Raw genomic sequence first — 26,799 nt, 5'->3', positions numbered from 1 at the left:
CGTTTCAGGATCTAATAAAAATCAAAAATGAGATGCTGAAACAAGTTCAGCATGACAAAACATGAAATACCCTCCAAAGCACCACCAAGACTCAGATAGAAATCATATTATCGAAGTGATTAAAGCTTACCCTTTGGCAACCATCATGTCGGTTGTAGATAATACACCTTTAGTAACCCATCTTCCTTTAATTTATGAAAACGGAAAACTAATTGGGCATATTGATATTTACAATCCGCAAACCGAATTGTTAAAAAATAACAACGATATCACAGTGCTCTTTTATGGACCGCAATGCTACATTTCACCAAGTATATATTCCACCACACAATTGCCTACCTACAATTACATTAGAGTACACCTCAAAGGAAAAGTAACTGAGATTGAAGACAAAAACGCCTTAAAACAGTCACTAATTACAATGACTGAGTTTTTAGAAAATCCTAACCCAAAATACACGTTAGAACCAGATAATCCTCGCCTAGATGCTAATCTCAGTTACATCAAAATGTTTGAAATAGACATTACGCATTGGGAAGGAAAATTTAAACTCTCACAAGACAAAAAAAAGAGTGATATGCTAGCAGCTCGAGAAGAATTGATTAGAGCCAATCAAGAAAATATTCGTGAGTTTTTAGATAACATATTTTAATCTAATTCTCAATAGAATAAGAATCTAAACGCCTTATCACTTGTGGATTTTCCTGAGAAACAAAAGAAACTGTATCGTATATTAATCCATAACCATCTGCATAATAAATATGGTCCATTCCTACGGCTTGTTCCCCATTTTCTAAAATAACGAAGCGTTGTGTATAACTACTATTAAAAGTACCTGCTTCCACAGTAATCTCATGACCTAAAGAAATAAGCCGTTCATAAACACTTCCCCATTCTGTCGAAAAAAGTAGCCTTGATGAAAAATCACTATTAGTATATTTTATTGTACCGTCATCATATACTAAATAACCCAAAGAGTCTCTTAACAATTCGAAGCGCTCTCCGTTTAGATTATATAAGGGAATACCGTCATCATTTCCAGAAGTAAAAATTCTGAATTTATAATATTCTTTAGAATTAATATTTTCTATACCAATAATACTTACAGAGTCCACTATACCTGTATCAACATATTCCTGAGTACTAAACTTAAACCTATAATTTTTATAAACCCATTGATTGCCTACAGTAAGGGCATAAAAATTAGAATTGTCGTTTTGTGAGTCGCCATCATCGTCAGATGTACAAGAAGAAAATAAAGCAACAATAAGACAAGCATAGATAATACGTTTCATAATTGATAAGATTGATTAATAAATTGAAACGTAATTTTACTTTATGGGTAAATTTGTTTAGTTGGTTTTAACTAAGAACGAAAGATGTTTTTATTTATTGCAAGGACAAACAAAACACCTATAACGCTTTAGAGAACGCTCAACTAATGTATCTTTGCAAGCCAAAAGAAAAAGGAATAAATGAAAGATTTTCAAATGCTGAATTACATAAAAAATACTATAGAAAATATGCCTAGCGATTGGTTGAATTTAACCACACATCGTTTAGACATTTACAACGAAAAATTAGCAAAAACTCAATTTATAGCGCAATTTGAAAACCTTTACAAGTCTGAAGATTCTAGTACCGAATCCTTAAACCAGTTACCAACGGCTTATGATTACATAAGACTTGGACATCCTTTATCCTCGGTTTTAGAATGGACCATTGCCAAACTAAATGGTTTAAACGCAGAAAATGTGATTAGTTTTTCTTCAGAAAGCATTCCGGTTTTAGCCGTATTACGCACCAATCTTTTAGAGCAAAGAGCCACACGGATTGTATATACTAACAATTTACCAAAAAGGCTAAATGTTGAACTTTTAAAATCTGTTTACAATTACAATTTTGAAATTCTGCAGGTTGAGGATATTAAAAATATTGAAGCTTTTGATGGTTCAACGATACTAATTTCTAAACATCAAACGGTTACTGCCAACCTTCAAAATGATGCTATTGATTTTTATGTTAATCTTTTTGAAGATTTAGGTAGTGTATTATTAATTTCAGATAAGGCAAAAACAAGTTTTATTTCAGATATTCAACATGTAAGACGTCGCGAGACTATTGCCATGACACCATCAAATTGCTTGGTGGCTTTAAAAGCATATACTAATGAAACTACTTTTTCACCACAGCAGTTAAATACAGCTACTCACAAAGCCAAAGTAAAATCTATCATTAATGAAATTAACGCGACTTCTGGTGAAGCTTTAGTGGCTTCTAGCGGATTGTCTATCCAGTATGCCATTATGATGGGATTGATAGACAACGCTCAAAAAGAACATACTGGCAAAGCCATAAAATTTGTAGTACCACCTAACTGTTATGGAGGCACCAACGACCAAGCCAGACGTGTTGCTGCTTGTCTAGATAATGTGGAAATTGTTGATTTACCAGTTGATGGTGACAACGATATGGTAAACAGTGTAGAAAAAGTATTGACACAGCTTGCTAAAGAAGATGCTATACCATACATCATTGCAGAAATACCAACAAATCCACGTGTAGAAGTTCCGGATTTAGAGCAACTTAATGCAGCATTAAGCAAAGTGCGCCAAACTCCAAATGGTACAACTGCCATTGCACCTGTGTTTATTTTAGACCAAACATTTTGTCCTAACGTACAGTTTTTAGGTGATGACGGTATCCTTTCTAACATAAAAACCATTGCTTACGTTAGTGGCTCCAAGTTTCCTAGTGGTGGAAAATGTACTGCTGGTTACGCTGTAGCCAATGCAAAAGCTGAATATTTAATTCAACCGATAGCTAGGCATTTAGAACTTTGCGATAACGAAGCTACTGCTTTGCAATATCAAATTTTGGCTACCCAAATGCCATCGATGTTAACGCGTATTGCAGACGCTTATAAAAACACAAGAGCTTTTGTTAATTATATTCACGAGGTATTACCAGATGCTAAAATTAACTTTGTTTCAGAAGAACTTGCTGCTGAAGGCTTTACACCATCTGTTTTTTCGTTAGACTTACCAACAAAAGGTAATACAGATGAAGAGCGCGAAACTTACAAACGTGCTTTAAATCTCAGATTAATTAATTTGATGATTACTGAAGTTCCTACCGAAAGTAAATACTGTGTAAGTTATGGCCAATTAAAAGGTTGTTATTGGACCATTCCTGCGACCTCAACACAAGGTACAACCAAGGAAGGAGACAAAGATTATATTGCCAGAGTTGCGGTTTCACCAGACTTAGATTTAGAAAAGCATAAGGCTGTGTTTTTAGATTTTGTTGAAAGTTTGTAGATTTAATGCAGAATTAGGCATGTAACATCACAGATTAAGTAAAATTGAATAAACTAAACTATAGTGTTTCATTAAGAGAAAAAGGGTTATCTAAAAACGAAATAATCCAAGAAATGAAAGCTAATGGCTTTGATGAAACTGACATAGAGTTTTACTTAAAAAAATCTGATGAAATCTACATAAATCAACTATTAAACAACAAACCACCATCTAAACTCAAAACAAAGTCTAACCGCATTTTTAAAACAGCTGTTCTCATAATTAGCTTACTGCTTTTAGTGGCAGTTTTTTATGGTTATGCCAGAATTGGACTAATAGGACTCTTTATTTTTTGGAGTTTAGTTAAGTTTGGATCTTATAGAAGGTAAGGTTCCTAGCTAACTTTGAACAAGACTTTGACTTTATCAGAAATTTAGCCGAACTTCGCTATCGTCTGATATAAGTCATTTATATGGACTCATATCATTAAAGTTTGGCGTAATTAAGAGCAAAGATGGATCAACCTACAGCTTACATATCATATAAGGATAAAAGAAAAACACTTTATGTATTTGGAGCTGGTGCGTCTATAGCCGACGGAGGACCATTACAAAGGGATTTACTTCCAGATATTTTGAGTGAAAAATACGATAATTCAGAATTAGCTACTCTTGTTAAAGATTTCATTTCAAATAACTTTGATATTGAAGATGGAAATTGCCCTTCTTTAGAATCTGTTTTTGGGTATTTAGATTACTTTATTTCGCAAAAAGAGAGTTTAGGTGGAGAATTTACAACCGCCAAATTATTATCTCTAAAAGAAGCTTTGATTAGACTCATTCATCACTCAATAAGTGAATCAAATAAAAGTAAAGGAGTATATCGTAATTTTTGGGAAGCTGTAGATAAAAGTGATAAAAACATTTCAATCATTACAATGAATTATGATACTCTATTAGATGAGTCATTTGATTTTCTTTACCCAAGTAAAGCACTGATAGATTATTGCATAAATTTCATGAATTATGATGATTATGACCAAATAGACCCTTATAATTGGTGGATAAATCCTCGCGAACCTGTACCAATTTGGAATGAAGAAATTCCTTTCCCTATAAAGATTATCAAAATACATGGTTCTTTAAATTGGAAATATTGTAATTGTTGTAGTCAAGTGCTATTGACGCCATGGGACACTAAAATTGATGTTGATGCTCAAGGGTTCAAAGGGCGAATTCGAGCAAATTGTGAAAACCCAGAGGAAATAATATTTGACCTCAAATGCCCAATAGATGATAATCCATTTGATACTTTTATCGTACCACCTTCTCATATAAAAGATTTGAATCATAACGCAATATCAAAGTTATTTGACGAAGCTTCTATAGAAATAAGAAAAGCCCAAAAAATAGTTTTTGTTGGATATTCATTTCCAGAAGCAGATGTTCATATTAAAGCATTATTCAAAAAAAATTTAAACAAAGACACTATAATTGAAGTAGTTGACCCTTTTTTAAATAATAATATTGAAAGTAATTATAAAAGCCTTAATAAGAATACTGTTTTTATAAAAGATAGTTTTGAAAATTATATTGACAATAACATAAATATTCAAAAATAACTACGCCCAACAAAAGCTATAAGTAATTGCTTGTTCTCTACTACTTCTGAAAATCCACTAAAATCTAAACCACCAAACCAACTTTCAACAAGATTTTGTCTTTTTCAAAAATTTAAACGACCTTTTACAAAAAATTGATTAATCGATACAGATGAAAAAGAAATTTTCAATTCATGGTAGCTATCAAGTAAATGGCGGTGAAGAAAAAGAGTTTGAAATAGAATACAACAACCTTCCTGAAAACGAAGAAAACAACAACAGACTTCTGCAACTACTCAATCACCCTTGGCGATTGATAAAAGAGGGAGGAAAACTTGGTGTAAATGGTGTAAAACGCTTTTTTACTGTATTATTTCTTTTTGCCATATCTAATACCATTTTGTTTTTTTATGCTATAAAGCGGCTTTTCTCTACGGATTTTGAGTTCAGCAAACTTATGTTCGTTATTCTGGTTTTTATACTTGGTCTTGCCGTAACTATTTATGCCTCTTACAGAGCGTATCAGTACGTTATTATTGACACCATGAGAGTTATTTATGAAAATCTATCATCGCTTTTTCACAAAATAAGCGAACTCATTATTGATAAAACCGAGCACGTATTTAAAGGTAAAGGCAAAGTGTCGGACAATCAGCTACAGAAAACCTTAGACTTTGGTAAAATGGTAAATTCCAGATACAAAAAAACACCAAAGTTTTTGCGAAAAGGTATCATCTTAATTCTAAGTAAAATTCCTTTTGCTGGTATGCTCATAGACTTAAAAGAAGAAATTACAAGTGGTAATAAAATGGAAGCCAGCTCGAAACTTTACAACAAAATGGATGGCTTTATCTCTAACACCATATTTGGAAACAACAACACCAAATGGGTTTGGTGGTTATTACCTCTCAACATTTTGATTTTGTTGTTTTTAATTAAATCTAAGATTGGGTGACACATGCTTAATTAGCTAAAGTTTTGGGTGAATCTAGCTAACTACTTATATGTATTAAAAACATGCCACTAATTTTTCAATCCAATGAAAAAACTACTGCTATCATTAATAATTTTGACTTCAATTAACTGCAAAGGTCAATCAAACCCTGAACCTGATTTGGCACAACTAATTGAACGTGACCAAAGAGAATTAAATAGAATAACGGAAGAAGAAAAATCTAAAGGCTCAATTTTAGATTTAAATATTTTAGATTTAGAATTTGGCCAATCTAGTAAGACGGTTGATTCGATTCTAAAACAAAAGTCTGATTTTGAATCCATAAACACGAGCACACATGAGTTTGAGAATTATGGTATAAATTGGAAATTCACCGACTTTGAGGTTCCAACTTTAATAAGAGTTAATCATCACAAAGACAAACTACATGAATTGGAATTAGTCTTTATCACAGATGAAAAAAATATTGAACTCGGATTTGAAAAATTAATTGAGTTTTTAAGAAAAAAATATGGTAATGAACACTTAAAACTTTACTCAGTTCTTTCAAAAACAAAAGAAAATGGACCATTTACACATTATTGGATTGAAAAAAACAGAAAAATAATGGCTTACAAAATGAAAGAGTACTGTTATTTAAGAATAACCGATTCGTCAATTAATCATGATATGTCGACAACTATATTTGGGAATAATAAATAACTACAATTACTTACTCTAGTATTTTAGAACGAAAACATAACGACTTACTTTTCTATATCAAACCATAAACATAGGAGTTACCTAAACTCTTAATTTCAATCTTCAACTGATTAAAATCATTATCATCGAGCCAACTTTCATTTATATTTGACTTAGTTGATAGTTTCAACGTCATTATAAGGTAATATAAACTCTTAATTTAGAGTACTGTGGAAGACATAAAGCATTGGTTAGAGGCATATCCTGTTATTGTGAGTATTACCAAATATTTGGTTTGGATTATACTTATCTTCCTTATTATAGCTTGGGTAAGACGACTGCTAAAAAAACGACTTCCAGACAATGCTTTACGCTACAAATCTCAAAAAGGCATTGAGATTATTGGTTACTTCTTGGTTGTACTTATTACCATAACCTATTTTACAGGTAACATTAAAGATTTTGGTCTTGCCATTGGTTTATTAACAGCTGGTATTACCATAACACTTCAAGAATTAATACTGAGCATTGCAGGTTCGTTCTATATTTTTCTTGTGCGTGTTTACAAACCTGGCGACCGTATTGAAATAAACGGAATAAAAGGCGATGTTATAGATATTGATAGCATTTATACCACAATGATGGAAATTGGCCAATGGGTAAGCAGCGATAATTATAGTGGCAGAATTGTAAAGCTCAGTAATGCCTTTGTGTTTAAAGGTCCTGTTTATAATTACTCACAGGATTTCCCTTTTGTTTGGGACGAATTTAATTTGCCTATTAGATATGGTTCTGATATAGAATTGGCGAAAGAAATTGTAATTTCTGTAGCTCAGGAAAAGCTCTCCGACTATGTAACAGAATCCATCTCAAAATGGAAAGATGTTGTAGATAAGTACTATATCGAAGATGCACAGGTTAACCCTTCACTTGCCATTACAATGACAGACAATTGGGTACAATTTAACCTTAGGTACATTGTAGATTACAAGAAAAGAAGGTACACCAAACATTTGCTAAACGAAGAAATTGGCAAACGTATTGAGCAAACTAATGGTAAAGTGACTTTGGCATCTGCTACATTTGAAATTGTAAATATCCCAACAGTAAATATTAAAGAAGATAAGACAACAGAATCTTGAAAATCTTTTGTCATTCCGCACTTAATTTGGAATCTACAAACATGGAAAACTATAAATAAGATCCTGAAACAAGTTCAGGATGACAAAATCATCAAAACAGTTTTGTCACCTCATCAAAATCCAAACCTCCATAATTTCCAGAGCTCATCAACAATAAGGATTTGTTATCAAAATTCTGAGAGAATAAAAAGGCTTTAAATTCTTCTGGATTGGTATAAATAATTAAATCATCGCGCTCAAAGGCATTAGCTATTTGCTCGTGCGTTACTTCTTCTAATTTTTTAATTTCTACAGCATGAGGCGAATAAAAAACAACTGCCACATCAGCAGCATCTAAAGCGCCTTTGTATTCTTTTAAGAATTCAGCATTCAGGCTACTGTAGGTATGCAACTCTAAACAAGCCACCAAGGTTCTATCACTATATTGAGCCTTAACTGCTTTGGTAGTAGCTTCTACCTTACTTGGCGAATGTGCAAAATCCTTGTAGGCCACACTTTTTGAAGTTTCTGCAATTTTCTCTAAGCGTTTGCTCGCTCCTTTGAAAGTAGAAATAGCTTCGTAGAAATCATCTTCATCAATTCCCATATGTTGGCAAATCCATTTTGCACCTGCAAGGTTATTTAAATTATGAGCACCAAAAATTTCAATTGGCATTGGACCTTCTGGTGTTTCTAATAAAGTTTCTCCATCTTCAACCGTATATTCTGGTGTGTGATATGGAATTTTACGTATTTGGTTTTCTGAAGCTTCAACCACTTGCTTTAAATCTTCATCTTCTTCGTTGTAATTAATACTTCCACCTAAAACAATAGAATCTACAAAGATTTTAAACTGTTCCACATAATTCTCGTATGTAGGAAACACATTGATATGGTCCCAAGCGATACCACTCAACAACGCAATATTAGGTTTGTACAAGTGAAATTTTGGTCGTCTATCTATTGGCGAGCTCAAGTACTCATCGCCTTCTAAAACAATAAAATCATTGTCTTCGGTAAGTTTTACCATCACATCAAAACCTTCGAGTTGCGCACCAACCATATAATCCACATCTCTGTCGTGGTAATGCATAACGTGCAAAATCATTGAAGTAATCGTCGTTTTGCCGTGGCTACCACCAATAACTACTCTGGTTTTGTTTTTAGATTGCTCGTACAAAAACTCTGGATAGCTATAGATTTTAAGACCTAATTCTTGGGCTTTCAATAACTCAGGGTTATCGGCTTTAGCATGCATACCCAATACCACTGCATCTAAATCAGTTGTGATTTTTTCTGGAAACCAACCAAAAGTTTCAGGCAACAAGCCTTTAGCTTCTAATCGCGATTTTGATGGGTCAAAAATAGTATCGTCACTTCCTGTAATATTGTATCCTTTATTGTGCAGTGCTAACGCTAAATTATGCATTGCGGCACCACCTATAGCTATAAAATGTACGTTCATACAACAAATATAAATTATAGAAAAGAGATATTAGAGATGAGAGATGAGAAAAAACTAAGAGTACACTATTTTCCTCAAAAGTCTAAACTTTAACCTTAAAAACGGAGCTAACGTAAACTATTCATGTAGGTAATTCTATGATTGAGTTCTCGATACGATTTGTTCATACTTCACAAATCACTCGAACTGACGCATTGCCAACTGAGGCACAAAACTAAAGATCCGGATTCACCGCCAAACTATTAAACAACTTCGCTTTAGTATTGAAGAATTTATTCTGAAGTTCAATAGCTTTTAGCTGACCATCAATAAGCTTTGACTCTCGAGAATTAACCAAAAACAAAGAACTTTCTCCGAGCTGAAACTTACGCTCTTCTGCCTTAAGCATTCGTTGGTAATCTGAAACCATTTCTGTGGTGATTTCGGTTTGGGTAACATAAGACTCTAACTCTTGCTTTATAGCGTTAATTTTATTTTTAAGTGTTAGTCTTGTCGCATCTATTTCAAATTCAGCATCACGTTGTTTTATTCGCGCTAACTTTAAATCGCCTCGCTCTTTTCGTAAAAATAAAGGTAAACTTATGTTCAACCCGCTTTTATAGTCATCGGTATTTAAGCTGTTGGTTTGGTCTGGTGTTTCCGTAAGAAAATTGTACTCCAAATTTATTTTAGGTAAAAGCTTGTTAGCTTTTAATCTGGTATCCACTTCCAAACCTTGCAACTTATAATCTAAAGACTGCATTTTTGGATGTGAGGCCAATTCTTGTTCCTCAGTTTGTAATGTATTAATATCAAAGGTTGCATCAATACTAGCTTCAGCATTTATATCTGGAATAACATCTGGTTGCAACTCTACAGGAATATTATTTTCTAACCACAAAAAATTAGAGAGTTCTAAAGCTGCTTTCATCAGTTTTACTTTAGATTGCTCTAAACCGAGTTTTCTATTATTTACAGCAATCTTTGCTTCTGTAGCATCGATTTCTGCATTTTCGCCTACTTCTACTCCTTTAACAACACCTTCGTAACGCAATTCTGCATTGGCTAAAAAATTCTGAAATAACACCAATTCATTATAGGCTTGCAACCATTTAAAATACACTAATGACGCTTCATATAAAATATTGTTGACATAAATATCACGGTCTGCCTTAGCCTGTTCTCTGTATAATTTTGCCTGCTTTAAAGCTGCCATTCGGTTATTAATAAACAATCCTTGTCCTACAGGAACAGATACTCCTGCACTAAACAAACCATCGTCTGGCACAGTTGACTCTGGATTTAGATAAAATCCGGAATTTTCTTCAAACTTTGCTTTTAACTCCACACCAAACCACGTTGGTATTTTAAACATTCCATTGAGCTTATCGTAATATTCGGTGCCTTTAAATTTCTTTCGGCTGTAATCCACCTCGACCTTTGGATCAAAAGCACCACGAGACTTCATCAATTTTGCTTGACTCTCATCTATAACCAACTGCGCTTGCTTTACAACAGGATGAAACTTTTTTACATAACCCAAATACTCATTAAAACGCATAACGTTATCCGTTGGTAATTCGGTTTGAGAAAAGCCAACAAAGAAAAAACTAGAAACTATAAGTATTGCCAAGTGCTTTATCATTTCTTTTCTGGGTTTGAATTTCCTGTTTCTGGTTGATAATAATTCGGTGGAAAACCATTAAGTTGCCTCCACAATTCGTACCAGATCTGAACATCTTCTAATAATGCCATTGTATAAGCTCCTGAGCCTGCTCTAATATCCTTTGGCCAAGCATGGTCTTCCTCATCTGGTGCTAAAAGCACTCGAAATTTTCCGTTTGGACTGATAAAATTTTCTACTGCAACCACCTTTGCACCATAGGTTCCGTAAGAGACATTTGGCCAACCGCTAAATACGATAGCAGGCCAACCATCAAACTGCACTCTTACTTTTTCTCCTATATGAATTAAAGGCAGGTCTATTGGCTCTACATAGGTCTCTACGGCTAAGTCTGCTTGTGCTGGCATAATACCAACCAATGCTTCGCCTTCTTTAAATGTTTGTCCGACACCAGCTCTAAGCGCCTTATTGATATAGCCATCATAGGGAGCCTTAATAAACCTCAGTTCATTCCTAATTTGATAATTAGAATACTCATTATCTAATTTTGAAACTTGAGCTTCCGTATCGAACTGGCTAGATTGTGCTGTAAACTTATCACTCTGTGCTTTTGAAATTTTATCGGCATATTCAGCTCCAAGTCGAGATAATTCTACTTGTGCATTAATCACCTCATTTTTACTTGCCAATAATTTATTTTCTTGAGAAATTAATTTGGCTTCGGTTTCCTGAAGTTTCAAACGTTTATCTTCAACATCTTTAGTAGCTTTAAATCCTTCTTCTTGTAACGTAACTGTACGATCGTACTGACGTTGCGCAATATTCTTGTTGGTTATAGCAGCCTCTAAATCTATACTATCACTTTTAACTTTTAATCTTGATTGTGTTAATTTATTTCTGGCTTGCTCTAACTTTAATGAACGCTCATTCATTAAAGCATTTATTTGACGATCTAAGGCCTTTACTTTTTCGGCATAAGAGCCAACAGATTGTGCTTTGGCATCGCGTTGCTGCTCGGTACGCTCTACAAGATTAGGATCGAAATACTCACTTTTAATTTCTGATATTTGAATAATGGTATCACCTTTAGATACAAAATCTCCTTCTCTAACATACCACTTTTCTATACGTCCAGGAATTGGTGATTGTATGGTTTGTGGTCTTTGATCTGGTGTTAATGTTGTAACATTACCTCTTCCTGTGATGGTTTGTGTCCATGGTAAGAATAAAATGATAACACCAACGATGGCAAAAGCACCCAAGAATTGGTTAAAATATTTATAATATCTGCCATGAAACACACGCTGACCAGATTTTGAACTCTTAATGTCAACAGTTTTATTAAGCTGGTTTTTAGATATATTAAGCATATTAAATTTCTTTAAGCGATTTCACCATTTTTTAAAGTAATAACCTCTGTACAGCCTTGAGACCAATCATTGTTTTTGCTAACAACTACTAATGCCCAAGGGTTAGATTTGTCTAACAAAAATTTAATAATTCTATCAACTTCTGATTTTTCGAACTGCTCTAAAGGATCTTCGAGAATTAAAATCTTTGGTTTATTTACAATAGCTCTGGCTAATACTATTTTTCTAGTAATTGTAAAAGGAATCTGATTTCCGGCTGGATGTAGTATAGTATTGACACCTTTAGGACTTTCTTTAATAAATTGATACAGACCAACTTTCTCAATAGCCCACATTAGCTGCTCATCAGACACATCTGGATTTCCAAAAGTGATATTTTCTTTTATAGTAGCTTCAAAGGTGGTTTCTTCAGAAAGTGCTAGCCCTAAATGAGATCTATAGTGGTTAAGATTCACATTACTTAACATAAACTTATCTAGGTAGATCTTTCCTTTGGTTGCCTCAACAAGTCCACCTATTAACATTAATAACGTAGATTTACCTGAGCCACTTGCGCCTTCTATTAAAATTCTACTTTTAGGTTTTATTTTTAGTGAAATATTTCTAAGAATAGGATCTTCTCTTCCTGGCACACTATAGTTTACTTTGTCTAACTCTAAAACAAAATCATCCTTAAAATCTGGCCTATCACCATCTTGAGACTCTAGTTCCTTATCTACAACCTCACCCATTTTTTCAAGCGATGTTAATACATCATAAAATGCTTCCAAGCCCAAAATCAATTTTTCAACTGAAGCTATAACTAAAAGTATTATAATTTCTGCTGCAACAAACTGACCTATATTCATTTCTTGACTGAGTACTAACAAACCACCAATTAATAGTAAACTGGCAGTAACTATAACTTTAAAGCCTATCATTTGAATGAACTGAAGTACTAATATTTTAAAGTGATTTTCTCTTGCCTCCAGGTAACTATTAACGATATCATCGTTCTTTTGCATACCCAAATTTGTCCTTCCAGATAGCTTAAAACTCACAACGGCTCTAGCAATTTCTTCAATCCAATGCGCTACTCTGTACTTGTGTTTAGACTCTTGTATACTTGTCTCTAAACCTTTTTTTGCCGTAAACTTAAATACGATGTAAATAAGCAACAGTAAGAAAATACCAAAGACAATAAAGAATGGATGGTAAAATGACAATAGAATTAAAGCAAATATAATTTGAAGTACAGCTGATGGTATATCAATAAGGATCTTGGCCAATCCTTTTTGAATAGTTAGTGTATCAAAAAAACGATTCGCTAATTCTGGTGGATAATAGTTGCGTAATTCGTTCATTTTAATCTTTGGAAACCTATACGTAAATTCAAAAGATGCTCTGGTAAAAATACGTTGCTGTATAGTTTCAATCATTCTCAGCTGCATTATTTGCAACACACCAACAAAAGCAACACCAATTGTAACTAAAACAACCAGGACAATCCATGATGTGCTTACTTGGGCACCTTGTATTAAATTTACAATAGCTTGAACTCCTAATGGCAATGTAAGACCTAAAAGTCCCGAGAACACTGCATAGTATACTACTTGCAAAATGTCTCTTTTCTCTAATTTTAAAAGTCCCATGAGCCTCTCCCACGGTGACATTGTATTTTTTTGCTCTATCATATGGATTAACTGATGGTTTTTATAGCTAGTTCCTTAAAAAAATTAGTTGTAGAATTATCTGAATGGCAATCTGTTATAGATTTAAAATGTTCTTTTAAAAAATGTTGATGCAATGCACCACCTAATATAGTACTCGCCAAACTAGAAGGATGCTTATAATTTGGATTAATCTCTAAAAGCATTTCTTTTAACCTTGTGATTAAACGTTTATATACCACAAAATAACCTTCCTTGTTTTCAACATCTACCTCTTTTGTTAAATAAGACTTTGAATACTCATTAACCACTATTCTACTTAAAGCGACTTCATTAATATGAGCATAACTCATGTCTTGTTCTATAGTCTGAGTTACTATTTCAATGGCTTTAAATAATTTCTCTTTTGCATCGGAAACATTGTGGGTAGCAAATACTAGATGATACTCTAACCAAGCCCAATACCAAGACGTTATGTACAATAACAACTTGTGCTTGCTTTCAAAATAGCGATAGATTGAACTCTCGTTAGAGCCTATTTTGGCTCCAAGTTTTTTAAAGGTAAAATGATCAAAACCAATCTCGTCTATTAAAAGTATGCTATGCTCAATAATTCGTTTACCCAAATCTGAAGATTCAGGGTCCTTAATATAGATAGATTCTGGTACAGAAATTCTTAAGTTTGATAGTAGGTTTAACATAATCAAAGCATTTGATTGCAAAAATAATAGTATTACTATTAATTTTGTTTTTGATTAACAAAAATTTAGCAACAAACTTTTCTGCTGCAAAACAGTAATTTCAAAAAATCAGTGAGTTACAGCTTATTGATGGTTTTCTTCTCCTCTTGAAAAACCTCAATTTCGGGTAAACCTGTAATGGCTTTATCAATCCACTTAAGTGCTTCTGCCTTATTCTTTTTATGCTTGTAGATTTGCGCCAAACGATAATAAGCCCACGCTTTTGGCACTCCGTCTTTTGCCGAATGGTTAGACAAATAGGCTTTAAGGCATTTTTCTCCTTTATCTAATTGAATATTATAATCTGCACAAACTTTCCCAATTTGGTAATGCATAGCATTTCGTTGGTGCTTTTGTTGTGCTTCTTCAAGATTTCCGATGGCTTTGTCTGGCTGATCGTTAGATTCATAAAAATTGGTAAGCTTTTCATAACAGGTTACAGAACCACCTACCTTAATCGCTAGTTTATAATATTTTTCTGCTAGTTCTGGTTCGTCATCATACTCGTAGACATATCCTTTAGCTAAATAGCCATCAACTTTAGAAAGATTTTGAAGTTCATTAGCATACTTTAAGGCTTTAGAGTTGCTTCCTCCTATTATTCCTGGAAGCGACACATATAGCTCTACCAAAGCCCATCGTGCATCAATATGTTTAGGATCTAACTCAGCAGCTCTTAAAAACGCTTTCTTTACATCTCCAATTATACCAAGAGCCTTAATTTTACTTATACTTAACGCCTTCATACCTAAAGCTCCTCCATACTTATAATGGTAATTGGCATTGTTTGGATAGTTATCCTTTAACCTTTCATACTGTTCTATGGCTTCATCCCATTTCTTTTGGTAACCATATGCATCACCCAACAGCTCAATTGCTTCTATATCTGTGGAATTAGATTCTAAATAAGAGGTCAATTCTTGTTGTGCCTTTTTATAATTTTTGTCTGAAATATAGCTTTTTGCATTATCCTTGGAAGATTGAGAAAAGCAAAAGGCAGACACGAAAAAAATCCACAGAAACTTATTCATTGGCTAAAGACTATTTTTTACAAAAATACAATTTAATAACGAGCGCATTCACTCACAAATTGTTTAACTTAACTCAACCAAATAAGAGTTTGACGTTTTATAACTTTGTTTGGAATACCTTTTGAAGGTATTTTGTAGAAAATTAGAATACACATGAAAAACTATATATCTCTACTAATGCTTATTTGCTTTGCAACATTTTCTTCAGCACAAAACGATTTTGATGACCAATGGAAAAAGGTTATACAACTAGAAAGTGAAGGCTTAACAAAAAGTGCGGCAGTACTTGTTGACACCATATACCAAAGCACAAAATCTGCTAAAAACAAACAGCAGCAGATAAAAGCCTTATTGCACAAAAGTAAATACATGTTGATTCTTGAAGAAGATGCTCAGCTTAGTATTGTTAATATTTTTAAATCTGAAATTGAAGCTACTAAAGATATTCCAACACAACGCTTATTAGAAAATATGCTGGCAACGATGTATTGGCAGTATTTTCAGCAAAACAGATATAAGTTTTACAATAGATCTAAAACCGAAGAAAAGGCAAGCGATGATTTTAGAACTTGGGATTTAGAAACCCTGTTCAATGAAATTCATGTGTATTATCAACGTTCTTTAGAGAATGGTTTATTGCTTCAACAAGAGTCTTTAGAAAATTATAGTGCACTTTTATATGAAGCCAAAGATTCCAAAATCTACAGACCTACGTTGTTTGACTTATTGAGTCATAACGCACTTGAGTTTTATAAAACCAGTGAAAATAGCATTACCAAACCTGCATATCAATTTAAGTTTGATAATCATTCATTTTTAGGTGATAGTGAGGTTTTTATCAATTTAAAATTAAGCTCAAAAGACTCTACAAGCTTAGAGCTAAATGCACTTAAAGTTTATCAGAATCTTTTAAAATTTCATCGTAAGGACAAACAAAGTAAAGCCTTTGTACATATAGATATTGCGCGACTAAGTTTTGTTTTACAACATGCCACTTTTGATAACAAAGAAGATGTATTAATTAAGACTTTAACGACTAACGCAGACGCCTTAAAGAGCTCACCATTATCTGCGCTCTACAATTACGAAATAGCAAGCCTTTATCAACAACAAGGTTTTGAATATGATTCAGAGATTTTAAACACTAAAGCGAACGAAAAAAACAGATGGAAAAACAAAGAGGCTATAGACCTATGCAACGAAGTGATAGCTGCATTTCCAGAAAGTGATGGTGCCAAAAAATGTGAAATTCTTAAACAACAAATTCTTCAACCATCTTTAGGACTTCAAGCTGAAGAATTTATTTCTGTAAATACTCCGTCTAGAATTTTAGTGAATTACAAAAATCTAAAGGCGCTTGATTTCATTATTTATAAAGTCAACAAAAAACAATTAAAAAATTACCAAAAATTATACAACGCTGAGGAAAAAGAACGCTTTTTTAAGAATCTAAAACCAATAAATTCATTTACAAGCACATTAAAGTCTGAAAACGATTACCAAGCACATCGCACAGAAATCATTTTTCTACAATTGCAAAATGGTCTTTATATTATTAAAGCTAGCAGTAATAAAGACAATGTATTTGCCGCAACGCATATTCAAATCACAGATTTTGCTCTTTTAGAGAGCATACAGAATGAGATTATATACTATCAACTTATTAACAGAAATAATGGAGAGCCATTTTCTGATGCTTCTGTAAAAATCTCGTATACAAATAATAGAAACAAGGATTTTTCTAAAAGTCTAAAAACGGATCGTTTTGGGAAATTCAACTTTAAAAAAGACGACAACTACTACAGACAAGTAGAAATTAAAATAGACCACAATAACAACGAAGCGTATTTTGGCGATTATTACTTTTCTAGAGCGTACAAACCTCGCAAAAATACAGACACGCAATACAACGTCTTTTTATTTACAGACCGTAGCATCTACAGACCTGGACAAACAGCTTATTTTAAAGGCATTGTTACAGCTACCAAAGATGACAAAACCGAAGTGTATGCTAACGAAAAAGCAACTGTAAAATTAAAAAATGTTAATGGCGAAGTTGTAAGCGAACTAGAACTTGAGACTAACGAATTTGGTTCTGTTGCTGGCGAATTTATTTTACCTAACGATGGACTTACAGGAAGCTTTACAATTGAAATGGTTTGTGGCAAAAAAGGCTACACGTACTTCTCTGTTGAAGAATATAAACGTCCAAAATTTAAACCAGAATTTCAACCAATTACTGAAACGTTTAAAGTTAACGACAGTATTACCGTAAAAGGAAAAGCCGTTGCTTTTGCAGGTAGTAATATTACAGATGCTAAGGTGGTGTATCGTGTAAAACGTCAGGTACAATATCCAACTTGGTGGTATTGGAGACGACCAGGTTATTACAGTTCTGAAGCACAAGAAATCGCTTTTGGAGAAGGTACAACAAACGACAAAGGCGAATTTGAAATCACATTTAAAGCCTTACCAGATGAAAGCGTTTCTAAGGACAACCTTCCTGTTTTTAATTATGAAGTCACTGCTGACATTACAGATGTCAATGGAGAAACACGTTCTACATCAACGGTTGTAAATGTCGGTTATCATGCTATGACTTTGGAGATTTCTACTCCAAATCAGATTGATAAAGCTAAAAAGGAAGTAGAACTAACTTTAAATTCCCAAAATCTTAATGGAGAGTTTGTACCTGCAAAAGGGACCTTAAAGGTCTTTAAACTGAAGTCACCTAATGCTATACTGAGAGCCAGACCTTGGGATGCGCCAGATTTTCAGGTAATTTCAAAGGAAGAATTTAAACGTTTATTTCCTCACGATCCATACAACGATGAGCATTTATCGACCAACTGGGATAAAGGAGAGGAAGTTTTCTCAACAGATTTCGATACTGAAAAAGAAAAGACAATCACATTAAAAAAACTAAAAAAATGGAACTCTGGTCAGTACATTATTATTGCAGAAAGCAAGGATAAATTTGGAGAAGACGTAAAAGCAGAAGCATTCACAAAACTATTTAGCGAAAAAGATAAAACCGTTGCAGACAATCAACTTTTTGAAGCGTCTTTAGACAAAGACAGCTACAAAGCTGGTGATGTTGCAAAACTCACTATTGGTTCAGCAGCAAAAGACATCACAGTGACTGTAGAAGTTGAAAAAGACAACAACATCATTGTAACGCAATTGGTAAAATTGAACAACTCTAAACAAACCATTAGCATTCCTGTTTTAGAAGATGACTTAGGTGGTTTCGAAGTTCACACTAGTTTTGCGGCTTTTAATAGTTATGTGTCTCAATCCTTTAATATCAATGTACCTTACCCTAAAACAGATTTAGAGATTGAAACCACAACCTTTAGAGACAAGTTACAGCCAGGACAAGATGAAACCTGGAGTTTTAAAATTAAAGGACCAAAAGGAGATAAAGTCTCTGCTGAACTTTTAGCAAGTATGTACGATGCCTCTTTAGATGAATTTAGAACACACAACTGGAGTTTCAACCCTATACAGCAACCACACTACTACAGTAGAATAAACAAGAATGGTGGACGCAGTTTTGGTACTAATAGCTTTAGACTTTTTAATCATTTTAGAAATATTGCCGATTTAAACCCTCAAAAATATGACCAATTAAATTGGTTTGGTTTTTATTTTGGGTTTGGCAGAACTAAATATCTTTTAAGAGGCAGAGCATCTGGAATAGAGTTAAATGAACTTGCAAGCAGTGCTTTTGAAGCAGATGAAGAATTAGAATCAGTTATAGTAATGGATTCAACAAACAAAAAAGCTCTTGTTTATAATAGTGTTACAGAGCAAAGCGGAGGTAATATTCTAGCTGAAAAAAAGAAAATAACCTCTGATAAAAAAATAACTACAGGAATGTCTCAGATGTATATTTATGATGTCCCTAAAAAGGATATTCTAGTTAGAAAAAACCTGAACGAAACAGCTTTTTTCTTTCCACAATTACAAACTGATGAAGATGGTAATGTAAGTTTCAACTTTAAAGCACCAGAGGCTTTAACCAAATGGAAACTGCAATTATTAGCTCATACCAAAACTTTAGAAAGTGCAGTAACACAATTAGAAACTGTAACTCAAAAAGAGTTAATGGTGATACCAAATGCACCTCGTTTTTTAAGAGAAGGTGACCAAATTACGATTAGTACAAAAATTGCTAATCTTACTGAGAAGGAATTGTCTGGAGTTGCACAACTCATATTAACCAATCCTATTACAGGAGAAGATATATCCGCAAACTTGCTCAGTTCTTCCCCTTTGGGGAAGTTAGAAGGGGCTTCTTCTTTTTCTGTTGATGCAAAAGGGAACACGCAAGTGTCTTGGAAACTAAATATTCCTAAAGGTTTACAATCTGTGCAATACCAAATCATTGCAAAAGCTGGTGATTTTAGCGATGGTGAACAAAACGCTTTACCAGTATTATCCAACAGAATGTTAGTTACAGAAACATTACCAATGTGGGTAAAGTCTAATGAAACGAAGACGTTTACTTTGGATAAGCTAAAGGACAACACCTCAACAACGTTGACCAATCATAAGTTAACTTTAGAGATGACGTCTAATCCTGCATGGTATGCTGTACAGGCTTTACCATATTTAATGGAATATCCTTATAATTGTAACGAGCAGACATTTTCAAGATATTATGCTAATGCTTTGGCTCAGCATATTGTAAAGTCTAATCCTAAGATTGAAGCTGTGTTTAACAGCTGGAAATCTTCAGACGCATTACTTTCTAACCTTGAGAAAAATCAAGAATTAAAATCACTTTTAATTCAGGAAACACCTTGGTTACGTGATGCACAATCTGAAACTGAGCAGAAAAAACGTATTGGTTTGTTATTCGATCTTAATAAAATGAATAATGAACTGAGTTCAGCTTTAAATAAACTAAAGCAAAACCAACTACCATCTGGTGCTTGGCCTTGGTTTAATGGTGGCTATGCTAATCGTTTTATCACACAACACATTATTTCTGGGTTTGGTCATCTGAACAAATTGGGTGTCAGCCTGAGCGCAGTCGAAGGCGCTTCTGAAAACAGAATGATTCAAAACGCCATTCAGTACCTAGATGCTCAATTCGTTAAAGAATATAAAGACATCAGAAAATACAATAAGGATGCAGATTTAAGCAAAGACCATTTATCTTACACGCAACTGCATTATATGTATGTTCGTAGTTTTTATCCTGAAGTAAAAGCTTCAAAAGAAGTGGAAAGCATAATGGCTTACTACAAATCGCAAATGCAGAAGTATTGGTTAAAACGTTCGTTATATGCCAAAGGTTTAATGACTTTAACGCTTCACAGAATGAATGATGATGCAACAGCAGGAAAGATTTTAAAATCACTAAAAGAAAACAGCATCACCTCAGACGAATTGGGTATGTACTGGAAAGCGAACACGAGTTCTTGGTACTGGCACCAAGCACCTATTGAGACGCAAGCACTTTTAATTGAAGCGTTTTCTGAAGTTGGAACTGTGATTCAAAGCGAAGCGAAGAACCTTGAAGACATCGACAACCTAAAAATCTGGCTTCTTAAAAATAAGCAAACCAATAAGTGGGAAACCACAAAAGCAACCACTGAAGCTGTATATGCTTTATTGCTTCAAGGTAGTTCTTGGTTAGAGGTTACTGAAATGGTTGATGTAAAAATTGGTAACGAAACTATAAACCCTTCAACATTAGATAATGTAAAAGTTGAAGCTGGCACAGGTTACTATAAAACTTCTTGGACAGGTGAAGAAATTAAAGCAGAACAAGCCAATGTTACTATTTCTAAAAAGGGAGATGGTATTGCTTGGGGAGCACTTTACTGGCAGTATTTTGAAGATTTAGATAAAATTACGTCAGCAGAGACACCTTTAAAGTTGAGTAAAAAACTATTCTTAAAATCGAATACTGATAAAGGTGAAGAAATTTCAGAAATTAATAAAGACACTAAACTAAACGTTGGTGATCTAGTTCGCGTTCGTATTGAGTTGCGTTCTGATAGAGACATGGAATTTGTTCATCTCAAAGATATGCGTGCGGCAGGTTTTGAGCCTATCAATGTGTTATCGCAATACAAATGGCAAGATGGTTTAGGCTATTATGAAAGCACTAAAGATGCAGCAACAAACTTCTTTATGGATTATTTACCAAAAGGCGTTTATGTGTTTGAATATGATTTACGTGTCAACAATGCTGGAGATATGAGTAATGGTATTAGCACAATTCAGTCAATGTATGCACCTGAGTTCAGTAGTCATAGTGAGGGAGTGAGAGTTACAGTTGAATAGGTTTTAATTCTCGCTAAGACGCTAAAGACGCAAAGTGAATAAGCTAAAGCTGTTATTCTAGATTCAATTGTCGAAGTGCAGATAAGAAAATAAACGTTGAAAACAATTAAACTCAACAAAGCGTCAGTTCGAGTGATTTTGAAGTATGAAAAATTGTATCGAGAACTTTTGTTTATGACTAAAATCTTATTCTTGCTAAGACGCAAAGGAAAAAAAGTTAAAGCTGTCCGGAAATTTCTGTTTTGTCAATCTGAACTTGATTCAGATTCTAAAACAATAGAAAATCTATCTATTGAGATTCTGAAATAAATTCAGAATGACAGATTTTTTAAATTTTCAGACAGCTATTTAATTTTTACTTACTACTAGGAGGAGTAGTTGGTCTTACCTCAATTTTACTTGGTAAGGTTCTTGGATTCATTTTTAATAAATCTACAACCAGTTCGCCTATATCTTCAATTTGAATTTTCCAAGCACCTGCTTCACTTGGTTCATTACCATTAAAATGTGTAGAAACCGAACCTGGCATTATCGTACTGACTTTGATACCATATTTGCGCAAGTCTAACATTACAGCTTGTGTAAATCCTGTAACACCAAACTTACTAGCATTGTATGCAGAACCTCCTGCGAAGAAATTGGTTCCTGCTAAACTTGAAATCGTGATGTAATAGCCTTTGGAATCCTTTAATGCATCAACACTTGCTTTTATAGAATTGAAAACACCAGTTAAGTTAGTATCTATAACTGCATTCCACTGGTCTACGGTTAAATCTTCAATACTTCCGAAGTGCCCCAAACCTGCATTTGCAACCACTAAATCTAGTTGACCAAAAGTGTCAAGCGTTGCTTTTACTGCTTTTTCCTGACTTTCTAATTGTCTTACATCGGCTTCAAGTCCGATTACCTGGTTTTCTGAATTGGTTTTAGATGCTAGTTCTTTCGCCACTGCTTCCGTAGATTCTTGATCTCTTCCTGTTATAGCAACTTTAAAACCTTGGTTAAGTAATGCCTCAGCAATACCATAACCAATACCTTTAGTTCCGCCTGTTATCAGTACTACTTTACCTTCTAATATGCTCATCGTTTTTGTTTTTTTTGAATTCAACCAAAATTACAAAACCGAATGACCACGATGAAGTTTATAATGTTAGGAAAATGATAAAGTTCTAAGCTTACAATAGATTCCGAATCAAGTTCGGAATGACATTACTTCTACTCGGGAGGATACTTTTCAAAAATCTTGTCTATTAATTTAGCCAAAGTAGCTTCGCGTTTTTCAACTGAGGCATTTCCCTTGTAGGTACTTTCACTAATAGCCTGCCAGAACAAGCGTTCGTTTTGCTTTTTATCTACAAAATCGATGGTAATTTCCCTCGTGTACTTATTGCTATTTAAAGGCACTCCAACAGAGACACCTCCAAAACCGCCTCCACCACCTCCACCGACACCAACTCCAACATTAGGACTGTTTCGGTTTATCAGTTCTCTACTTTGAATATCAATATAGAAATCTGGATTTTCAGATCTAGACATACCCATTGTTGATAGTTTAGCATCAATGGTCTCCACAATACGAATACTATCAAACTTACTTAGACCTGTTTGCATGTCATCGAAGTAGTTATAGGTTTTGTATTGGTTAAAATCTGTTGATTTTTCGTAGTCGTAGTTAACAAAAGTTGATCCACAAGACGACACTAAGAGTAACAAGAATAAATATTTTATAGCTTTCATTTTTTATTTTAAAGATACTTAAAAATTAGATGCTGTATCGTTTACAAAAAAACAGTAGGAAAACTTTAACTATTCTTCCTCAGCATCTGGCTCAACAACTTTAGTGAGCGAAGAAGAAATAATTCCGGTTGGGATAGCCACAATACCTAAACCAATTAAAAGTATAAAAAAGGTAAAAATTCTGCCACCAACTGTTATAGGATACACATCTCCATAACCTACAGTTGTCAAAGTAACGATAGACCACCAAAGGCTATCGAAAATAGAAGAAAAATGCTCTGGCTGGGCTTCGTTTTCAAAATAGTAAATGCCTATTGCTGCAAAATAAATAAGCACTAAAGTGACTCCCATAAAGAGAATTATTTGCTCTTTTGCCAATAGCATGGCTTTGGCAAAATGTCGCATCGCTCTGTTGTATCTTACCAATTTTAACAGTCTAAATAACCTAAACATTCTCAACACTCTGAGAGATCGAAGATCTAAACCAAAAGACAAGTAAAAAGGCAGAATGGCAAATAAATCAATAAGACCAAAAAAGCTAAAAATGAATTTTGGTTTGTTGCCTGCTACATAGATTCTAGCTAAATATTCAGCCGTAAAGACGACCACACAAAACACTTCAATAGAATTGAGAATTGCTTTGGTTTGCGGTTTTAAGTTTGGAAGTGTTTCTACCGAAAAAGTAATGACAGACAACACAATTAAAAACTGAATAAAAAAAGCAAAACTCTTACTGAGCTTATTGTCATTATATTCTACAATGTTTTTAATGGTATCTTTCATCTTCTCGTAACTAAATAATTTAGTTAAAAATAGCATTATTTGTCACACTGAACTCGTTTCAGTGTCTAAATAATTAGTCTAAAAAATGAGATTCTGAAACAACACTTCGACTGCGCTCAGTATGACAGTTCAGAATGACAAGAGATCGATTTTAGAGACATCAATTGTTTAACATTTTCCAAAGTTTGTCTTTCAGTTCAGTAAGCCCTTGCTGTGCTACAGATGAAATAAACATATACTCACATTCTAAATCCTTGTCTAAAATGGTAGACATTTCAGATTTTAATTCGTCATCGAGCATATCAGATTTTGAAATACAAACAAAACGCTCTTTATCTAACATTTCTGGATTGTAGCGTCTTAACTCATCTACTAAAATTTCGTACTGCTCAACAATATCTTTTGCGTCTGCAGGAATTAAAAACAGTAAGATTGAATTACGCTCTATATGTCTTAAAAAGTAATAGCCAAGTCCTTTTCCTTCGGCTGCTCCTTCAATAATACCAGGAATATCTGCCATTACAAACGACTGAAAATCGCGATATTTCACAATACCTAAATTAGGCTTGAGCGTTGTAAACTCGTAATCTGCAATTTTTGGTTTTGCAGACGTTAACACAGACAGCAACGTTGACTTTCCTGCATTTGGAAAACCAACCAAACCAACATCTGCTAGTACTTTTAACTCTAAAGTAATATCTCTTTCTTCGAGAGGAATACCTGGTTGTGCATAACGAGGAGTCTGGTTTGTAGAACTCTTAAAATGCCAGTTACCACGACCACCTTTACCACCTTCTGCAACGATTTTTTCTTCGCCAGCTTCTGTGATTTCAAAAAGGATGTTATTGCTTTCTGTATCTCTTATCACAGTTCCAAGTGGCACTTCGATTATAGCATCTTCGCCATCGGCTCCTGTACTTCTACCAGAACTACCATGCTCACCATGACCTGCTCTAATGTGTCGCTTAAACTTAAGATGCAATAGCGTCCATAGGTTTTCATTTCCTCTAATAATCACGTGACCTCCACGACCACCATCACCACCATCAGGTCCACCTTTGGCTATATATTTTTCGCGATGTAAATGCGCAGAACCTTTACCTCCATTACCGGAAGCAACATGCATTTTTACGTAGTCTACAAAATTTCCTTCTGTCATATTAACTTCCCACGGAAGTGGGAATCTTTTAAATTAAAATAGAGCTTATAATCATAAGATTCCTGCTTTCGCAGGAATAAACTTTTACAGCTTATCAATCACAGCACTTAAACGCTCTGTGATATCTTCAATACTACCTACTCCATCAACACCGTAATATTTGTCTTGTGCAGAGTAATAATCCTTCAGTATTGCTGTTTTATCGTAGTATTCTTTAATACGATTTCTTATGATACTTTCGTCTGCATCGTCGGCTCTTCCACTAGTTTCGCCACGTTTTAATAAACGCTCTACCAACACCTCGTCATCAACTTCTAAAGCCACCATAGCATTAATTTGAGAATCTTTGCTATCCATCAATTCGTCTAATGCTTTAGCTTGTGCGTTTGTTCTTGGAAAACCATCAAAAATAAAACCGTTAGCATCGGCATTTTTTTCAACCTCTTTGTTTAACATATCAATTGTTACTTGATCTGGTACCAGTTCACCTTTGTCCATGTAAGACTTGGCTAACATACCTAAGGCCGTTTCGTTTTTAATGTTATATCTAAAAACATCTCCTGTAGAGATATGTACTAGATCGTATTTTTCTTTTAAGAAGTTTGCTTGTGTTCCTTTTCCTGCACCTGGAGGGCCAAATAGCACGATGTTTGTCATGTGTTGTGTTGTTTTTAATTGGTATACATCTGGCAAATCTCTTCCCAAACCATCGTAGTCTAATCCATAGCCTACAATAAATTTATTCGGAATTTCTTTACCTACATAATGAAGTTTAAAATCTTTGTCATAAGCTTCAGGCTTGTAAAACAGTGTAGCAATAAGAAGCTGCTTTACGTTTTCGTTCTTAAAAATGCGATGCACTTCTTCAAGCGTGTTACCTGAGTCTATAATATCTTCTAAAATAACAACCGTTCTACCTGTTAAGTCTTGCGTTAATCCAATAAGTCTTTGAATATCTTCGGTAGATTTAACACCTTCGTAAGACGCTAATTTTATAAACGTAACTTCACAAGGGTTTGGATATTTTTTCACGAAGTCACTCACAAACATAAATGACCCATTCATAATCCCAACAAACACAGGAATTTCATCACCTATATCAGCAGCAATCTCATTAACCATTCGTTGAACGATAACATCAATTTCATCTGCATTTACAAAAGGTTTGAAATATAAATCGTGAAGCTTAACAACCATGGTATTATTTTAGAAATGCAAAGATAATGAATTGATTGCCGATTGCCGATTTTTTGAATTACGAATTTAACAGTATCTGCTATAATTAGCTTATTTTTGCATTGAA

20 protein-coding genes are annotated in these 26,799 nt (G+C 34.0%); 8 read left to right on the top strand and 12 right to left on the bottom strand.

Annotated features, from left to right (window positions below):
- Nucleotides 1–61: 61 nt before the first annotated feature.
- The gene (locus V1468_RS14330) at nt 62–652 is read left to right on the top strand and encodes an FMN-binding negative transcriptional regulator (protein WP_331810911.1); all 591 of its coding nucleotides are present in this window, start codon (nt 62–64) and stop codon (nt 650–652) included.
- Nucleotide 653: 1 nt separating this feature from the next.
- Here the strand turns inward: V1468_RS14330 and V1468_RS14325 are convergent, their stop codons facing one another.
- Complete coding sequence (locus V1468_RS14325; protein ID WP_331810910.1) at nt 654–1,295, bottom strand: hypothetical protein; 642 nt, start codon at nt 1,293–1,295, stop codon at nt 654–656.
- A 180-nt stretch (nt 1,296–1,475) separates the two neighbouring features.
- On the opposite strand from V1468_RS14325, the gene V1468_RS14320 reads away from it, so the two are divergent.
- The 6 genes from V1468_RS14320 to V1468_RS14295 all read left to right on the top strand — a co-directional run bounded on the left by V1468_RS14320 (nt 1,476) and on the right by V1468_RS14295 (nt 7,677).
- The gene (locus tag V1468_RS14320) at nt 1,476–3,320 is read left to right on the top strand and encodes a PLP-dependent aminotransferase family protein (RefSeq protein ID WP_331810909.1); all 1,845 of its coding nucleotides are present in this window, start codon (nt 1,476–1,478) and stop codon (nt 3,318–3,320) included.
- Between the two features lie 44 nt (nt 3,321–3,364).
- Complete coding sequence (locus V1468_RS14315) at nt 3,365–3,688, top strand: hypothetical protein (RefSeq protein WP_331810908.1); 324 nt, start codon at nt 3,365–3,367, stop codon at nt 3,686–3,688.
- A 125-nt stretch (nt 3,689–3,813) separates the two neighbouring features.
- Complete coding sequence (locus V1468_RS14310; protein ID WP_331810907.1) at nt 3,814–4,920, top strand: hypothetical protein; 1,107 nt, start codon at nt 3,814–3,816, stop codon at nt 4,918–4,920.
- Nucleotides 4,921–5,071: 151 nt separating this feature from the next.
- Nucleotides 5,072–5,854, top strand: a complete 783-nt coding sequence (locus tag V1468_RS14305; protein WP_331810906.1) for a hypothetical protein — start codon at nt 5,072–5,074, stop codon at nt 5,852–5,854.
- 84 nt (nt 5,855–5,938) lie between these two features.
- On the top strand, nt 5,939–6,556 hold the full coding sequence (locus V1468_RS14300) for a hypothetical protein (protein WP_331810905.1): 618 nt from the start codon (nt 5,939–5,941) through the stop codon (nt 6,554–6,556).
- 209 nt (nt 6,557–6,765) lie between these two features.
- The gene (locus tag V1468_RS14295; protein WP_331810904.1) at nt 6,766–7,677 is read left to right on the top strand and encodes a mechanosensitive ion channel family protein; all 912 of its coding nucleotides are present in this window, start codon (nt 6,766–6,768) and stop codon (nt 7,675–7,677) included.
- 91 nt (nt 7,678–7,768) lie between these two features.
- On the opposite strand, the gene V1468_RS14290 is transcribed toward V1468_RS14295, so the two are convergent.
- The 6 genes from V1468_RS14290 to V1468_RS14265 all read right to left on the bottom strand — a co-directional run bounded on the left by V1468_RS14290 (nt 7,769) and on the right by V1468_RS14265 (nt 15,514).
- The gene (locus V1468_RS14290; RefSeq protein ID WP_331810903.1) at nt 7,769–9,121 is read right to left on the bottom strand and encodes a UDP-N-acetylmuramate--L-alanine ligase; all 1,353 of its coding nucleotides are present in this window, start codon (nt 9,119–9,121) and stop codon (nt 7,769–7,771) included.
- Between the two features lie 214 nt (nt 9,122–9,335).
- A complete protein-coding gene (locus V1468_RS14285) occupies nt 9,336–10,745 on the bottom strand; it encodes a TolC family protein (RefSeq protein ID WP_331810902.1) in 1,410 nt (469 codons plus the stop codon).
- The gene (locus tag V1468_RS14280) at nt 10,742–12,094 is read right to left on the bottom strand and encodes an HlyD family secretion protein (RefSeq protein WP_331810901.1); all 1,353 of its coding nucleotides are present in this window, start codon (nt 12,092–12,094) and stop codon (nt 10,742–10,744) included. Before V1468_RS14280 ends, V1468_RS14285 begins: the two co-directional genes overlap by 4 nt.
- An 11-nt stretch (nt 12,095–12,105) precedes the next feature.
- Entirely contained in the window at nt 12,106–13,725 is a 1,620-nt protein-coding gene (locus V1468_RS14275) for a peptidase domain-containing ABC transporter (RefSeq protein WP_331810900.1), read from the bottom strand.
- A 47-nt stretch (nt 13,726–13,772) separates the two neighbouring features.
- The gene (locus tag V1468_RS14270; protein ID WP_331810899.1) at nt 13,773–14,444 is read right to left on the bottom strand and encodes a TetR/AcrR family transcriptional regulator; all 672 of its coding nucleotides are present in this window, start codon (nt 14,442–14,444) and stop codon (nt 13,773–13,775) included.
- A gap of 116 nt (nt 14,445–14,560) precedes the next feature.
- Complete coding sequence (locus V1468_RS14265; protein WP_331810898.1) at nt 14,561–15,514, bottom strand: tetratricopeptide repeat protein; 954 nt, start codon at nt 15,512–15,514, stop codon at nt 14,561–14,563.
- A gap of 153 nt (nt 15,515–15,667) precedes the next feature.
- On the opposite strand from V1468_RS14265, the gene V1468_RS14260 reads away from it, so the two are divergent.
- On the top strand, nt 15,668–21,817 hold the full coding sequence (locus V1468_RS14260; protein WP_331810897.1) for an alpha-2-macroglobulin family protein: 6,150 nt from the start codon (nt 15,668–15,670) through the stop codon (nt 21,815–21,817).
- Nucleotides 21,818–22,172: 355 nt separating this feature from the next.
- Here the strand turns inward: V1468_RS14260 and V1468_RS14255 are convergent, their stop codons facing one another.
- The 5 genes from V1468_RS14255 to V1468_RS14235 all read right to left on the bottom strand — a co-directional run bounded on the left by V1468_RS14255 (nt 22,173) and on the right by V1468_RS14235 (nt 26,693).
- Complete coding sequence (locus V1468_RS14255) at nt 22,173–22,901, bottom strand: SDR family oxidoreductase (RefSeq protein ID WP_331810896.1); 729 nt, start codon at nt 22,899–22,901, stop codon at nt 22,173–22,175.
- A 131-nt stretch (nt 22,902–23,032) separates the two neighbouring features.
- Nucleotides 23,033–23,554, bottom strand: a complete 522-nt coding sequence (locus V1468_RS14250; RefSeq protein ID WP_331810895.1) for a DUF4136 domain-containing protein — start codon at nt 23,552–23,554, stop codon at nt 23,033–23,035.
- Nucleotides 23,555–23,623: 69 nt separating this feature from the next.
- Nucleotides 23,624–24,337 (bottom strand): ion transporter, encoded by a 714-nt coding sequence (locus V1468_RS14245; protein WP_331810894.1) that lies wholly within the window; start codon nt 24,335–24,337, stop codon nt 23,624–23,626.
- Between the two features lie 160 nt (nt 24,338–24,497).
- Nucleotides 24,498–25,496 carry a GTPase ObgE gene (gene obgE, locus V1468_RS14240; protein WP_331810893.1) on the bottom strand — a complete coding sequence of 333 codons (999 nt, stop codon included), beginning with the start codon at nt 25,494–25,496 and terminating at the stop codon, nt 24,498–24,500.
- A gap of 84 nt (nt 25,497–25,580) precedes the next feature.
- Nucleotides 25,581–26,693 carry an adenylate kinase gene (locus V1468_RS14235; protein WP_331810892.1) on the bottom strand — a complete coding sequence of 371 codons (1,113 nt, stop codon included), beginning with the start codon at nt 26,691–26,693 and terminating at the stop codon, nt 25,581–25,583.
- Nucleotides 26,694–26,799 lie beyond the last annotated feature (106 nt).

The organism is Winogradskyella poriferorum, from assembly GCF_036553625.1.
GTDB lineage: Bacteria > Bacteroidota > Bacteroidia > Flavobacteriales > Flavobacteriaceae > Winogradskyella > Winogradskyella poriferorum.
This window is presented reverse-complemented; position numbering and strand designations above follow the sequence as displayed.

What these genes read in the sequence shown, in the direction of transcription:
- V1468_RS14250 (WP_331810895.1), bottom strand. Translation starts at nt 23,554, where the DNA reads ATGAAAGCTATAAAATATTTATTCTTGTTACTCTTAGTGTCGTCTTGT.
- V1468_RS14265 (WP_331810898.1), bottom strand. Translation starts at nt 15,514, where the DNA reads ATGAATAAGTTTCTGTGGATTTTTTTCGTGTCTGCCTTTTGCTTTTCT.
- V1468_RS14245 (WP_331810894.1), bottom strand. Translation starts at nt 24,337, where the DNA reads ATGAAAGATACCATTAAAAACATTGTAGAATATAATGACAATAAGCTC.
- V1468_RS14305 (WP_331810906.1), top strand. Translation starts at nt 5,072, where the DNA reads ATGAAAAAGAAATTTTCAATTCATGGTAGCTATCAAGTAAATGGCGGT.
- V1468_RS14300 (WP_331810905.1), top strand. Translation starts at nt 5,939, where the DNA reads ATGAAAAAACTACTGCTATCATTAATAATTTTGACTTCAATTAACTGC.
- V1468_RS14280 (WP_331810901.1), bottom strand. Translation starts at nt 12,094, where the DNA reads ATGCTTAATATATCTAAAAACCAGCTTAATAAAACTGTTGACATTAAG.
- V1468_RS14325 (WP_331810910.1), bottom strand. Translation starts at nt 1,295, where the DNA reads ATGAAACGTATTATCTATGCTTGTCTTATTGTTGCTTTATTTTCTTCT.
- V1468_RS14320 (WP_331810909.1), top strand. Translation starts at nt 1,476, where the DNA reads ATGAAAGATTTTCAAATGCTGAATTACATAAAAAATACTATAGAAAAT.
- V1468_RS14255 (WP_331810896.1), bottom strand. Translation starts at nt 22,901, where the DNA reads ATGAGCATATTAGAAGGTAAAGTAGTACTGATAACAGGCGGAACTAAA.
- V1468_RS14260 (WP_331810897.1), top strand. Translation starts at nt 15,668, where the DNA reads ATGAAAAACTATATATCTCTACTAATGCTTATTTGCTTTGCAACATTT.
- obgE (WP_331810893.1), bottom strand. Translation starts at nt 25,496, where the DNA reads ATGACAGAAGGAAATTTTGTAGACTACGTAAAAATGCATGTTGCTTCC.
- V1468_RS14285 (WP_331810902.1), bottom strand. Translation starts at nt 10,745, where the DNA reads ATGATAAAGCACTTGGCAATACTTATAGTTTCTAGTTTTTTCTTTGTT.
- V1468_RS14275 (WP_331810900.1), bottom strand. Translation starts at nt 13,725, where the DNA reads ATGGGACTTTTAAAATTAGAGAAAAGAGACATTTTGCAAGTAGTATAC.
- V1468_RS14235 (WP_331810892.1), bottom strand. Translation starts at nt 26,693, where the DNA reads ATGGTTGTTAAGCTTCACGATTTATATTTCAAACCTTTTGTAAATGCA.
- V1468_RS14290 (WP_331810903.1), bottom strand. Translation starts at nt 9,121, where the DNA reads ATGAACGTACATTTTATAGCTATAGGTGGTGCCGCAATGCATAATTTA.
- V1468_RS14330 (WP_331810911.1), top strand. Translation starts at nt 62, where the DNA reads ATGAAATACCCTCCAAAGCACCACCAAGACTCAGATAGAAATCATATT.
- V1468_RS14310 (WP_331810907.1), top strand. Translation starts at nt 3,814, where the DNA reads ATGGATCAACCTACAGCTTACATATCATATAAGGATAAAAGAAAAACA.
- V1468_RS14270 (WP_331810899.1), bottom strand. Translation starts at nt 14,444, where the DNA reads ATGTTAAACCTACTATCAAACTTAAGAATTTCTGTACCAGAATCTATC.